This window comes from Methylocella silvestris (genome assembly GCF_002891535.1).
GTDB classification, from domain to species: domain Bacteria; phylum Pseudomonadota; class Alphaproteobacteria; order Rhizobiales; family Beijerinckiaceae; genus Methylocapsa; species Methylocapsa silvestris_A.
The window spans coordinates 1-12652 of the sequence record NZ_PDZR01000022.1 but is presented as its reverse complement, the minus strand read 5'-3'; the positions used below and the strand labels follow the sequence as shown (position 1 = coordinate 12652).

Annotated in this window: 11 protein-coding genes and 1 pseudogene; all 12 read right to left on the bottom strand. The window is 58.8% G+C overall.

Annotation, left to right across the window (positions count from 1 at the left end; genetic code table 11):
• Positions 1-18: 18 nt before the first annotated feature.
• Complete coding sequence (locus CR492_RS16145; RefSeq protein WP_102844766.1) at positions 19-1125, bottom strand: aliphatic amidase; 1107 nt, start codon at positions 1123-1125, stop codon at positions 19-21.
• Between the two features lie 135 nt (positions 1126-1260).
• Positions 1261-1548: a hypothetical protein gene (locus CR492_RS16140; RefSeq protein WP_102844765.1), complete on the bottom strand. Its 288-nt coding sequence runs from the start codon at positions 1546-1548 to the stop codon at positions 1261-1263.
• Between the two features lie 4 nt (positions 1549-1552).
• A complete protein-coding gene (locus CR492_RS16135) occupies positions 1553-2251 on the bottom strand; it encodes a tetratricopeptide repeat protein (RefSeq protein ID WP_245412125.1) in 699 nt (232 codons plus the stop codon).
• Positions 2248-3237, bottom strand: a complete 990-nt coding sequence (locus tag CR492_RS16130) for a hypothetical protein (RefSeq protein ID WP_146030304.1) — start codon at positions 3235-3237, stop codon at positions 2248-2250. Before CR492_RS16130 ends, CR492_RS16135 begins: the two co-directional genes overlap by 4 nt.
• Before the next feature lie 223 nt (positions 3238-3460).
• Positions 3461-5893, bottom strand: coding sequence for a N,N-dimethylformamidase beta subunit family domain-containing protein (locus CR492_RS16125; protein ID WP_102844819.1), 2433 nt, complete (start codon positions 5891-5893; stop codon positions 3461-3463).
• A 48-nt stretch (positions 5894-5941) separates the two neighbouring features.
• Entirely contained in the window at positions 5942-6382 is a 441-nt protein-coding gene (locus CR492_RS16120; protein WP_102844763.1) for a N,N-dimethylformamidase, small subunit, read from the bottom strand.
• Between the two features lie 46 nt (positions 6383-6428).
• On the bottom strand, positions 6429-7127 hold the full coding sequence (gene urtE, locus CR492_RS16115; RefSeq protein ID WP_102844762.1) for an urea ABC transporter ATP-binding subunit UrtE: 699 nt from the start codon (positions 7125-7127) through the stop codon (positions 6429-6431).
• 2 nt (positions 7128-7129) lie between these two features.
• Entirely contained in the window at positions 7130-7870 is a 741-nt protein-coding gene (gene urtD / locus CR492_RS16110) for an urea ABC transporter ATP-binding protein UrtD (protein ID WP_102844761.1), read from the bottom strand.
• A gap of 1 nt (position 7871) precedes the next feature.
• Positions 7872-8987: an urea ABC transporter permease subunit UrtC gene (gene urtC / locus CR492_RS16105; protein ID WP_102844760.1), complete on the bottom strand. Its 1116-nt coding sequence runs from the start codon at positions 8985-8987 to the stop codon at positions 7872-7874.
• Positions 8988-9031: 44 nt separating this feature from the next.
• Positions 9032-9925: an urea ABC transporter permease subunit UrtB gene (gene urtB, locus CR492_RS16100; protein WP_245412124.1), complete on the bottom strand. Its 894-nt coding sequence runs from the start codon at positions 9923-9925 to the stop codon at positions 9032-9034.
• Positions 9926-10230: 305 nt separating this feature from the next.
• Positions 10231-11541 (bottom strand): transporter substrate-binding domain-containing protein, encoded by a 1311-nt coding sequence (locus CR492_RS16095; protein ID WP_102844758.1) that lies wholly within the window; start codon positions 11539-11541, stop codon positions 10231-10233.
• A 740-nt stretch (positions 11542-12281) separates the two neighbouring features.
• Positions 12282-12652 (bottom strand): annotated as a pseudogene (locus CR492_RS16090) (NAD(P)/FAD-dependent oxidoreductase); the annotation flags it as partial.

Genomic DNA, 12652 nt, shown 5'->3' with positions numbered 1-12652 from the left:
CCGCCTCGCCTCCCGACCCTATCGCAAAGCCGGTTTGAGCGGACGCGAGGCGGCGGGTTTTTTCTGCCGCTCCGCCCTCGGCTTTTCCGCCGCCCGCACGGTTGGGGCGAGCGGGACGCCTTCAATCGGGCATTCCTCGACTCCAAGGCTCGTACGCGTGAGCGCCTCCGCAGCCTCCCGGGCGGCTTCGGGATCTTCAATCCAGCGCCGGTAGAATTCATAGGGACATTCTGCGACGCCCGGTTGGTTTTCCTTGGAATTCACCATGCCTGTATAGCCGCGATGCAACAGTTTGAAAAGATGATTCTCCGACTGTTGAGTCCTGCGCGCGTCGCGAATGAGGAACTTCGAGAGCGAAGCATATTGAATTCCCATTTCCTCCGTTCCGCATTCCCCAAGCGTGCGACCGTCAAACCCGATGAGGGCCGAATGGCCGAAATAAGTGTAGACGCCGTCAAATCCTGCTGCATTGGCCACCGCGACATAGCAGTTGTTGGCGAAGGCCATCGCTTTCGACATCAGAATTTGCTGCTCCTTGGCCGGGTACATATAGCCCTGGCAGCGGATGATCAGCTCGGCGCCCCGCATGGCGCAATCCCGCCAGATCTCGGGATAATTTCCGTCGTCGCAGATGATGAGGCTGATCTTCAGACCCTTGGGACCATCCGAAACATAAGTGCGATCTCCCGGATACCATCCCTCGATCGGCGTCCATGGCATGATTTTGCGGTATTTCTGGACGATCTCACCCTCACTGTTGATAAGGATGAGGGTGTTGTATGGCGCCTTGTGCGGATGCTCGTTGTGACGTTCGCCCGTTATCGAGAAGACGCCCCAGACCTTCGCCTTGCGGCAGGCGGCTGAGAAGATCTCTGTCTCCTCGCCAGGCACGGCGGCAGCGGTCGCATACATTTCGTCCGAATCATACATGATGCCCTGTGTCGAATATTCAGGGAAGATGACGAGATCCATCCCCGGCAGACCGGATTTCATGCCAATGAGCATCTCGCCTATTTTTCGGGCGTTCGCAAGAACCTCGGCCTTGCTGTGGAGCCTCGGCATTTTATAATTTACGACAGCGACGCCGACGCCGTCGTTGCTACTGGAAATATCGCCGTGCATCATGCGCCTGCTCCTTGGCTGAGATTACTGCGCTGCCTCGATTGCGTCGCACCACAAACTGCCGACGCCGGCGTTTGATTGGCTAGCCGGCCCGTAGAAGTCGGGCGCCGCCGAATGGATATAGCTGCTGATTCGCGTTCAGTTCGTTTTCTTGAACATGAAAACGCTGGCCCCCGCAGCGCCGCTCGTTGGCGCCGAATTGGCGCGCTGGCGCCCGGTCATCCAGGCGTGAACCAGTTTGGCCGCGGCTGCCGAGACGGCAGGCTTCCAAAGCCAAATATCCCGCACAGGATCCACTTCGTTGATTTCAAAAAGAGCTTTCGGAGCATCGTCCGCCACGCCCACGGACCATTCACGAAAATCCCCGCCAAATTCCTTTACATAGCTTATCAGCTCGAATTTGATCTGCTGCACGCTGTAGGTCATCGGCTTAGCCCGGGATTGGATTGATTGTTGGCGGCGCGGTTCCAGACGCCATCTGACTCTGGAATTTCTGCGCCAAGCCAAGCCCGCGCTTCTTCTCCTCGCCCGACATGTCCGCTACGAGAGATTCCAGCGCCGTTAAAGCAATTCCGATGCCGTGGCGGGCCGCCAGCGACAGCCACGCGAATGCCGCGATGCGATTCTTTTCCACTCCGAGGCCATTTGCGTAGAAATACCCAAGCCGCGCCTGCGAGGGAAAATGCCCCGTCTCAGCGGCCCGTCGGTAGAGATCAGCGGCGCGCTTGTTATCGACAGGAACGCCGTCGCCTTTGGACAGGAGCGTCGCGAGGTTATATTGCGCCATCGGGTCGCCCCGTTCTGCAGCCTGCGCCAGCCATTTCGCGCCTTCTGCGCGGTCCTGCCGGGCCCCTTGCCCCATGGCCAGCATGGCGCCGACATTGGTCGCGGCCTGCACATGCCCCTGTCCTGCTGCGCGAATATACCATGCCAGCGCCTTTGGCAGCGACGGCGCGACCCCTCCGGTTCCATTCGCGTAGAATGAGCCAAGCCACGCCTGCGCCTCCATATTCCCGGCCTCGGCCAAAGCGCTGAAGAACGGAAAGGCGGTTGGATAGTCGCCGGACTTGAAGCTGGCGATCGCGAGAGCGAGCTCGTCTTCCGCAGGCGCCGGCGCAACTGTATTCACGATCGTCTCCCTATATGCGCCGTCGCTTGAAACGGTCCCGGCGCTGTGATCGAGCAAGACTGGATCTGCTCGCTTATTTTTGATACGAGCCAGCGCGCAGGCTCGGCTGCGTGTCTCAAAGGCCCGCGTTGGACGGAGTCAGACTCTGGATCAGTGGGATCGAAGCAAATTGCGGCCTGGGACGCTTTTGCCTGCTGTAGACGGGGTGAGATCTCCACAAGCCAGGATTGCAGCAGCGACTCAGGGGATTTCGTCTCCGAACCGGCGCCGGATACGCGGATCCGGCATAAAGTGTGGCCGATGGCCACCGGCTGCAGAATGATCACGCAATGTCCGTCGTTTGCGCTGACGATGACGGCGTTTGGAAAAAGAAGCGTCGCCGTCGCCCTGGCGCCGCCGGCGAGCAGGATCGAGGTGCGGACAAAATCCAAACCGCTCGACAGTTCTGTCCCGGCGGCCAATTGATACGCCAGCAATTTCCAATCCGCATTGCACTCAAGCCAGTGTACGGATTGCTGCGTTGAGTCTTCATTTGAGGCGACGTCTGGAAGAAGGGCCTGATCAAGCCAGTCAGCAGCCTCCGCGCCGCGCGGATCGAGATTGACCGCGATGAGACCGTCGATAGTCCTCACGGCGACAGGCAACAGTCGCTCCGGTCGCAGTCCAATATATTGATCAAGCGCCTTGGCGTCCTCCGCTGATCCTGCTGCGATCGGACGACGATCTCGGCTGTAGCCGCAGGAGGTGAACGAGCATTTTGTTTTCGCGCCGGTCTGACATTGCACGGGCACGGATCGGCACCCGCCGTGCTGCGCCTTGTTGAAGCGGCCGATCAATCCGCCATCAGCGAGGCGTTCGACATGAACGCCATGCGTTCCGACGGTAAAGGGCAGGATGTCTCCCGTACGGGGTATATCTGCGACATGACCGATGGTAACCCACGAGCGAGTCCAGATCGCCGCATCCTCGGCGCTGGCGAAATCCAACGACCGGAAAGCAGCCGGCGGAAGCGGCCGGGCGGAACGATTTAACATACCCTGAACCGGTAGCTCACAGTCCGGCGCGGCGCCCGCATGTTCCGGCATGATCTCGCTCCTGATGATGAGCCGCAAAGCTAAGGACAAGCAGCGCGGATCATGCGAAGATACAAAGGGAATGACTAGCTGCGTCGGGCAGGACGCAAGCGGTGCCTCCTGCCCGCGCCACTTGTCAGACTGGCAAGGGCTCGCCACGCTCCTTGCGGCTGCGATGCTCAGGCGCCGTGGCGTCGTAATCCGCCCGGCCGCGATGCATGACAGAGCCCGCCGGCGGCGCCGGGAGAGGGCCGTCGACAACGAAGCGGTCGAGAACGTTCTTCACCAGCTTCGAGATGTTGTTGTCGCAATTGTTCCACGGCAGCGAACCGCAGAAGGCGATCGACGAGAACGCAAAGCAAGCGCCCCCATTGGGAGTCTCATGATAGGCGATGTCGCCACGCACCCGCGGATGGGTTGTGCCGTCGGTGCCCTGCTGATTGAAGCCGAAGTCTTCCATCACAAGCAGATAGGCTTCGGTATGGCGCCCCGCCGATGTCGCAACCGCGAGCGTATGCGGCGGCGACCCCAACATGGTGTCAACGATATCGAGTTCGAGACCAGCCGCGCCGCCGCCGACAAGGCCGAAATTGCCAAGCTTCTCGTCATAGCTGATGCCTTCGAACGCCCAGCTGACGCGGGGATCGAGGCTGTCAGGCGTGCGCGAGAAATAGCTTGAAATGTCAAACCCTTCCGAAGACATGCCGACGCCAGCCACCGAATGAAGATAACGACCGCGGAAGCGCCACATTCCGCCAAGTTCGCCAGTGCTCTGATGGTAATATTCGCCGGGATCGGCGCGCCACGTGCGAATGCCGGATTCGCAGCGACGCATCTCCGTCACCACGCCGCGGCCAGCTCCATCATAGGCCGGATGAAAGGAATGTACCCAGTACCAGGCGTCCGCGCCCATATACATCAGGCGGCCGCCGCGCTGCGTGTAATTATGCAGAGCGTCAAGCTGCGGTCCGCTGTTGTGCTCTGGATGCGACCCCGTGATGAGAACATTGTAGTTCTCGATCCGGGCGAGGCCGTCATAGGTGATGTCTTCATCGGTGAAGACATCATATTCATAGCCCATCGTCTCCAGCCAGTAGATCAGGTGAAGATCCGCCGGATATTGCCACGGCGCCTGCGCGAGAAAGTGATCGTATTTCGGTCGGATGCTCAGAATAGGCCGCAAACGGGAGGATATCGAAATGCCGGTGCCGTCTGTATGCGTATCGTAGATCGAGCCGCCATATTCGCGATGCTCCGAAAGGAACATGTTCTGCTGCTGCATGATCGGCACGCGATAGGTGAACAGCTCGGCGCCGCCGGCGTTGCAGGCGACATGTTCATTGGCATAGGCCATGTAGCTGATCGTCGGAACCATCACCGCTATCTTCGCGGTTTCTTCGCCGACCCGCGGCACGACCCAGAAAGGAATGAACTCCTCGTCGCCGTCAGCGGTCGTCAGCTTGGCCGCGTAGAAGCGGCTCTTGACGCCCTCGATCGGCACGCTCCATTCGAAATCGGCGGACCACCGCGCATCGTCCACATCGTCGTCGTGAAAGCTGATCGCGCCATACTCGTCGGGGGCGTGCTTCCAGTCGAAATTCGTTCCCGACCAATTATAGCCGGTCATGGCGCGATTGGGACAATTGACCAGCTGTGCGTTGAGGCCATAAGGACCCTCGTCGAAAGCGGTCAGCGTGTCGATGCCCTTGCCGAAATTCCACGCTGCGACGATCGTCTCGGAAAGGCGCCCCGATGGGCCGGAATTTCTGCGCTCGGTCAATCCGGGCTGGGCGCCAAGCTTCATGCTTTCGATGTCTTGTCGGGACAGCGCCGTGTTGCAAATGCGCGGGCTGTCGATCTTGCCATTGTATTTGCCGGCAAATACGATTCCCGCAGGCTTCGAGGAGGCCGCCAGTGGATCATCTGGCGCAAGAGACTCAACATAGGCCGCAATCGTCGTTGGCACGGGCGCATGGCTAATCGCCACGCTCAGAACTGTCTCGACTGGATCGATGACCGGGTCCAGCGCATAGACGACCTGAGGCTCGTGATAAAGCTTCACCGCGCCGGTTGCGGCGTCAAAGGTCGCAGCCACAAAATGCCAGGCGTGGTCGCGTATCGGAACCCCGGTGGTGATCCTGTGCTCATTGATGCGAAGTTCGAGACAGCCATCCTCGTTGATGAAGAGCCCATATCCGCAATCCTGCGACCATTTGGCGATGAGTCCCTGCGCGCTATGTTTCCAATATTGCGGATGCGTCTTGGGGGCTGTTGGCCAGATCCAACACTGAAGCGTGAAACTCTCGACGCGGAACGGCCTGGCGTCTTGGGCGTAACCATAGGAGCCACTGTGCACGACCTGCTTACGGCCGCTATATGTTCCGTTGATATCGGCGGCGATCTTCGCGTCGATATAGCCCGGTCCGCGCGGATTGGTGTCGCCGTTGATCATCTGCACAATCTCTGCGGAATATTCGGCAGGACCATCGCAGTTTACATAGAATTGGATCTTGTCGCCGGGATGGACGCTGAATTTGTCAGCGTAACCCGTCAGCCTCATGGACGTCATCATTTGCTCCAGGACTTTACAGAATTTACTCGCTTGCGGTGGTCGCGATCAGGTGGCGGGCCAGTTATCGTCGCGACGCTTCCAGCCTTCATCGAAGTCTTCCGGAAAGCCGTAGCTTTCCGACAGCTCATCGAGCCGCATCAGAAAGATCGCGTGCTGAATCTCCTGCTCACTGGTGTAGATCTCATCGGTCGCAAAAGTCGGAGGAACCCCGCGAATGCCGCTGAGGCGCCCAATTCGCCATTCTTTTTCGATCTTCGTGCAAATGACTACCAGTTTGCCCCGAGGCCGCTCGCCGCGCATGCGTAAAAGGACGCGCCGCAGCGTCGGATCAATGTAAATACCGCCGCCGACCTCGGTCGTATCGCCCGGCGTCCTGCATTCGAGGACGCTGAAGCCGGCGACGCCCTTCATCGAGTCGACGCATCTTCTGTGCTCGTCAATCAAACGCTGGCGCTCCGGCGTGCCTTTTTTTGGAATTGGCTCCATAACTTGATCTCCTGTCTCTGGGAATGGCGCGAATTTTACGCGGGCGCTAGATCGTCATGTGCCGCTCAACCAGTTCATCGGTCATCTCCGCGATCGGACCGCGGGCGACGATCCGTCCGTTCTCCATCATCAGGAAAGCGTCGCCGAGTTTTCGCGCCACCTTGATATGTTGCTCAGTCAGGATCAGCGTGATGCCGAATTCGGTATTGAGACGACGCAGCGTCTGACCGATTTCATGGACGATATTCGGTTGGATGCCCTCGGTCGGTTCGTCAAGCAACAGGATCTTCGGGTTGGTGGCGAGCGCGCGCGCAATGGCGAGCTGCTGTTGCTGGCCACCCGACAGAAGCCCCGCCTGCTTTTCAAGGTTTTCCGCAAGATAGGGGAACAGGCTGAGACAGAGCGGTGGAACTTCCCCCAGGCCGTCACTGCGGGCGAAAGTGCCGAGCAGGATATTCTCCTTCACTGTAAATTTCGCCAGGATCTGACGACCCTGCGGAATATAGCCGAGCCCGTATTTCGCCCGCTGATGCGTTGGAGCGGTGCTGATGTTTGCACCTGACATTTGGATATCGCCCGTCATCCTGTCGGTCAGGCCCATGATCGTGCGAAGAAGCGTCGTCTTGCCGACGCCGTTGCGTCCGAGCACACAGAGACACTGCCCCTGATGAAGATCGAAACCGATATCTTTCAGAATCGGCGTCTTGCCGTAAAACGAAGTGACATGATCAAGCCCTAGAAGCATCTCTAATCCTCCGGGTCGCCGAGATAGACTTCGCGCACCTTTGGATTTGCCTCCATTTCGCTGATCGAGCCCTGCGCGAGCAGCGCGCCCATATGCATGACCGTGACGACATCGGCGATTTCACGGACAAAGGCCATGTCATGTTCGACAACGATCAGTGTATGCGTTCTTTTCAGCTCATTCAGAATGCCGACTGTCTTTTCAATCTCGCCTTCGGTCATTCCGGCGACAGGTTCGTCGAGCAGGAGAATCTCCGGATTCTGCATCAGCACCATGCCGATCTCGAGCCATTGCGTTTCGCCATGCGACAGCGTTCCTGCCTCGGTCTCGACGCGACCGCCAAGGCCGGTGATGGTCAAGATCTCTTCAAGCTTCTGATTAAGGCCGGAGGGCCGATAGCTGAACAGGTTCTTGAACGGACTGACCTCGCGGCTGTAGGCGACTTCGAGATTCTGCCGAACGCTCAGATCACGAAACACCGCCGGAACCTGAAACTTGCGGCCTATGCCGAGGCGCGCGATTTCATGTTCACCAAGGCTGGTGATCTCATCGCTGCGCAACAAAATCTGGCCGGACGTCGGCTTCTGTCGCCCTGTGATCAGATCCATGGTGGTGGTCTTACCCGCGCCATTTGGCCCGACAAGGCAACATAGTGTGAGCTCCGTCACTTCGAGGCTGAAATCATTGATGACCGAGGTCCCGCCGAAGCTCTTGCACAGATTGTGAATATTGAGCACGCCCATGTCAGGCCTCCGCCTTGCTCGTCGCCTCGGCGCCACGCTGCGGTCGGCTCGCGTCCTTCGGTTGCATATGCGCGCCAATCATTCCGAGCGACAGTTCGAGAAGGCCAGCGAGCCCTTTCGGCAGGAAGCGAACGACTAGAATAAAGAACCCGCCAAGCAGCAAAAGCCATGTCGCGAGGAATTGGTCGCCGAGATAGCTTTGGCCGCCCTGAATGAGAAAGGCGCCGAGCATTGAGCCGATGAGCGAGAAGCGGCCGCCGATGCCGGCCCAGATCACCATCCCTATGCTGAAATTCACATCAAGTTGCGCCGGCGAGACATATTGCACAAGCATAACGAGGCAACATCCGGCGAGCGCAGCAATGAGCCCGGACAATGCATAGACGATCGTCTCATAGGACGCGACATTGTAGCCAAGGAAGCGAACGCGCTCCGGATCGCTACGCAGCGCCTGCGTCACGAGACCGAATTTGCTTTGCGTGATCAGCTTGCTGGCGACCGTCACAAAAAGGAGGGCGCCGTAGACGATCCAGTAGCTCGCGACGCTATAGGGATCGATCTCGGCGCCAAGGAGCTTCAGCGGCGCGGGAGGCGCGATGCCGTTGGCGCCGTTGGTATAGGGCTGCATATCGAGAATCAGCGTGTAGAGCGCTGTCAGCATGGCGAGCGTCATGATCGCGATGAAAGGTCCGGACACGCGAGCGCGAAACATAAGGCTGCCGAAGAAGACATAGAAGATCGTCGGCACGGCCAGAGAGAGAATAAATCCCAAAGCCGTGTTCTGGAACGGACTCCACAGCGCCGGGAGATGATCGAGACTGTTATTCAGCATGAAGGGCGGGATCGGATTTGATACGGGATCCTGCGACTGCATCTGCATGGTCATGCCCATGCCATAGGCGCCGAGGCCAAAGGCGATGCCCTGGCCAAGGTTGAGAATGCCGCCAAATCCCCAGCTCAAGCTGATCGAAACCGCGAGCATTCCGTAGACGCCATAAGTGGCGAACTGGTTTAGAAGAAACGAATCGTTCGTGATCAGAGGAATGGCCGCAAGGAAGGCGAACATCAGCGCGTAGACAATCCATTGCGCCGATCTATTGTGGTAGAGATTTGTCATATACGAGTTCCTGACCGATGCTTGTGCCGTCGGCTTCGGCGACGTCAACGACGCGCCTTCGCCGGAGCGAACAGCCCTGCGGGCCGGAACCGAAGCAGGACGACGATCAGCAGATAGAGCAGAAAGCGCGCGAAGGTTTCATTGGTCACATAAGCGAGCACCGACTGAAACTCGCCCGTGAGGCCCGACGCGACCACGCTTCCGAGGATGGTTCCACCGCCGACGACAACGACGAGAAAGGCCTGCACCACATAGGCGGTTCCCATCGTCGGCAGGACGATCGCAAGAACGCCGAGCAGGGAGCCGGCGACGCCAGCGAGGCCGGCGCCAAGCGCAAAGGTCAGCATGTAGACGCGGTCGGCATTGATGCCGAAGGACGCCGCCATTTCCTTGTTCTGCATGACCGCGCGAACCTGCATGCCGAACCGAGTGCGGTAAAACAGAAAGGCCGTCGCCGCCACAAGCACAATGGTCAGCGCGAAGACGAAGATGCGCAACACTGAAAGGTTGACGAAACCGAGCTGGACATTGCTCTGGAACATCTCGGGGACTGCTATGTATTTCGGATCGCTGCCAAAGGTGAGGCGAACCAGTTGCGTCAGGACAAGCGAGACGCCCCATGTCGCCAGCAGAGTGTCGAGGGGCCGCTTGTACAGGTAGCGGATCAATCCCCGCTCAAGCAGCAGGCCGATGAAAGCGACGACGATGAAGGCTGCCGGAATGCAGAGGAGAAACGGAAGTCCAAAGAAAGATTGCAAGGCATAGGACGTATAGGCGCCGAGCATGATGAATTCACCATGCGCCATGTTGATCACGCCGATCGCGCCATAGATGATGGCCAGACCGAGCGCTGCGATGAGCCAGATACTGGCGATGCTGAGGCCAAGGATCAGCGCATTCGCAATCGGAGCTATGTCCGCAGATAGTGAATTTCCCAACGCCACGTCTCCGATGCCCCGTCGCCATTGCGCGTCCGGCGCATGGCGAGGGCGTCCTTTGTGCTTGAGTAGTCGCGATGGGGGCATCGTCGCTCCCCTCGCAATGTTCGGTTCATGATCGACCTCGAGGATCGACGGTCGACCGCCGCTCTGGATCGTGATGAGGCTGGATTCAGTCGATCCAGACTAATGCAGGCGATCGCTTCCAGGCGACAGGAAGCAGAATGAGGGCGGACAGGCGTTTGTCTTTTCCTCATCCTGCCGCAGCACGCGGCGGATAATCTCTCCGGCGCGTGGGCTCGCAATCAGATCACATTCACGCGGAGTTTTCCGTCCGGCGCCTTGAGCCCGACGGAGGTGCACACGCCTGCATCGGGATAGATGGAGTAAGGATCCGGCGCGACCTGGCTTTCCGCCTGCTTCACGATCTTGAAGCTTCCATCGGCCTGGCACTGCCCGATCTTTGGCTTCAACCAGGTGTTGAAGTTCTGATCGTCAATCCAAATCAGGCCTTCGGGGGAAATATTGTCTTCAATTTTGACGCCGCCGCTGGCGTCCCTGATCATTCGGGATGTTACGCCATCGATGCCGCCGGCTTTTTGGGCGGCGGCTTCGAGCCCCTGCTTGAACACATAGGCAGAAATGTAGGTCTCTTCCATGTTGTAATGGGTAACCCCATTCTTGCCATATTTGCTCTTGAGGAAGCTCTCGACGAATTTGTGGTTAGTCGGGTTGTCGATCCCCTGGAAATAGGGCGCCGAGAGGAAGTGGCCGGCGCCAAATTCATTGCCCATCGCGCGGGTTTCGATTTCGCCGGTGGTCAGCGATGCAATAGGCATCGAGTCAACCTTGAACCCTTCCTGTTTGAATTGCTTGTGCAACGAGATATCGGACGCGCCGACTACCGTTGAAAAGATGAAGTTCGGCTTGGCGTCGCGGATCTTGTTCAGGATCGGACCGAATTCGGAACTGCCAAGCGGGATATATTCCTCGCCGACCAATTCGCCACCGGCGGCATTGAGCCAGACCTTCGCGTTTTTGTTGGATTCCTTCGGCCACACATAGTTCGAACCGACGAAGAAGACCTTTTTGCCGAAATTCTGGACCATATAAGGAATGAGGTCCTTGGAATGCTGATTGGCGAGCGGCCCGGTGCAGATCGTGTTTTGCGTACACTCCGCGCCTTCATAGCAGGTCGGATAGTACAGAAGGCTGTTCTGCGACATGACGGCCGGCAGAATAGACTTGCGGCTTGCTGATGTATAACAACCGAAAATTGCGATGACCTTGTTGCGAAGGATCAGCTCCTTGGCTTTTTCCGCATAGACATTGAAGTCGGATTTTGCATCGACGATGATCGGTTGAATTTCATGTCCGGCAACGCCGCCGTTCCTGTTTATCTCGTCGATCGCATATTGCATGACGAGGGTTGAATCTTCTTCCGGCACAGCGAGCGCCCCGGTCAGGGAAAACAGGAGGCCGACCTTGATAGGCTCGCCTTTCTTCAGCGTAGCGCCCCAGGCGTCGCTCGACATTGGAAGCCAAAGATGCGGAGCCGCGATGGCCGCAGCTGCAAGTGGCGTCGTTTTGAGGATTTTTCGGCGCGACCAATCCATGGAATCTCCAGTGGCTACGGAATAGACAGCGCGCCCAAGGCCTCGCCGCCAATAAACAGATTTTCTTTATAAGAAACATATAGACGGAATGTCAATACCCGGAACACTTAGCGCGCACCAAATTGAAGCATTGAGCTAGTTCTAAAGCTCGTGAATACAACCACATCAAGTAGATTTGCGCACAAAATATAAGCATTGCGGTGTAAGATATAGCTATTACGTCTAGATTTTAAGCGTGACGTCCAACAAAAGCTCCTCAGGCGGAGGCCCTGTCGGATTTTCGTGGATGCGCCGCTCACGATGAAGTTAAGAGCAGCTTGAATTCAGGGCAGAGCCCCAGGCGTCGCACTGACGCCGTCGAAAAGCGTTTCGGGGCCGCGGCGCGAGCGCAAAACCCGGTCAATCATCCCTCTAACAGCGGAAGCCCCTACACAACGACGAAGGAGACCCGAGAACAACCGACGAATGGCCGGAGCGGCCGGCGCAAAAGTGGCGTTTTCGGCGCCGCGTCGAGAACCGCGCAAATTCGATATTGACAGGCGCCGTCCTAGATCCCGCGCCGCCGCGCTCATCGACACAATCCATCCGCACGGGACGAGCGCGACCCGCCCCTCCGAGCGTCAATGCCCCGCCGCGCGCCGACTCTGGATCCGCACGTCGAACGCGTCGCCCTCACCGACAACGCCGTGCGCCGCGATATGGCGCCCGCCTTGTCGATTGTGGCGACGATCTTTCGCGGATCATCGGCATTCCGGCACAGCCCTCGTCTTGCCGCTCAGCCGCGCGCCGAAGGAAAGGCTCGACGGAAGAGCGCGGACGACAGCCTGCATCGCGCCAGCCGTCTGCGGCAGGATCGCGAGCCGCGCCAGCACCGCGGCGGCGGCGATGCGGGTCGTGAACTGCCGCCGCCACGCCCGCGAATAGTCGCGCCCCGCGGCGGCGCGCGATCTCGCGTCCCAGACGTCGTGCCGCGCTAGCGCGCAGGCGAGCAGCCAGCCCGATTGCAGCGCCATCGCAATGCCCTCGGCGATGATCGGATGGCATTCGCCGGCGATGTTGCCGACGCGGAAGATGTCCGCGGCGTAACTCGCCCGCACGCCCGGCCGGATCG

What these genes read in the sequence shown, in the direction of transcription:
- CR492_RS16145 (WP_102844766.1), bottom strand. Translation starts at nt 1,125, where the DNA reads ATGATGCACGGCGATATTTCCAGTAGCAACGACGGCGTCGGCGTCGCT.
- CR492_RS16140 (WP_102844765.1), bottom strand. Translation starts at nt 1,548, where the DNA reads ATGACCTACAGCGTGCAGCAGATCAAATTCGAGCTGATAAGCTATGTA.
- CR492_RS16125 (WP_102844819.1), bottom strand. Translation starts at nt 5,893, where the DNA reads ATGACGTCCATGAGGCTGACGGGTTACGCTGACAAATTCAGCGTCCAT.
- CR492_RS16120 (WP_102844763.1), bottom strand. Translation starts at nt 6,382, where the DNA reads ATGGAGCCAATTCCAAAAAAAGGCACGCCGGAGCGCCAGCGTTTGATT.
- urtE (WP_102844762.1), bottom strand. Translation starts at nt 7,127, where the DNA reads ATGCTTCTAGGGCTTGATCATGTCACTTCGTTTTACGGCAAGACGCCG.
- urtD (WP_102844761.1), bottom strand. Translation starts at nt 7,870, where the DNA reads ATGGGCGTGCTCAATATTCACAATCTGTGCAAGAGCTTCGGCGGGACC.
- urtC (WP_102844760.1), bottom strand. Translation starts at nt 8,987, where the DNA reads ATGACAAATCTCTACCACAATAGATCGGCGCAATGGATTGTCTACGCG.
- CR492_RS16095 (WP_102844758.1), bottom strand. Translation starts at nt 11,541, where the DNA reads ATGGATTGGTCGCGCCGAAAAATCCTCAAAACGACGCCACTTGCAGCT.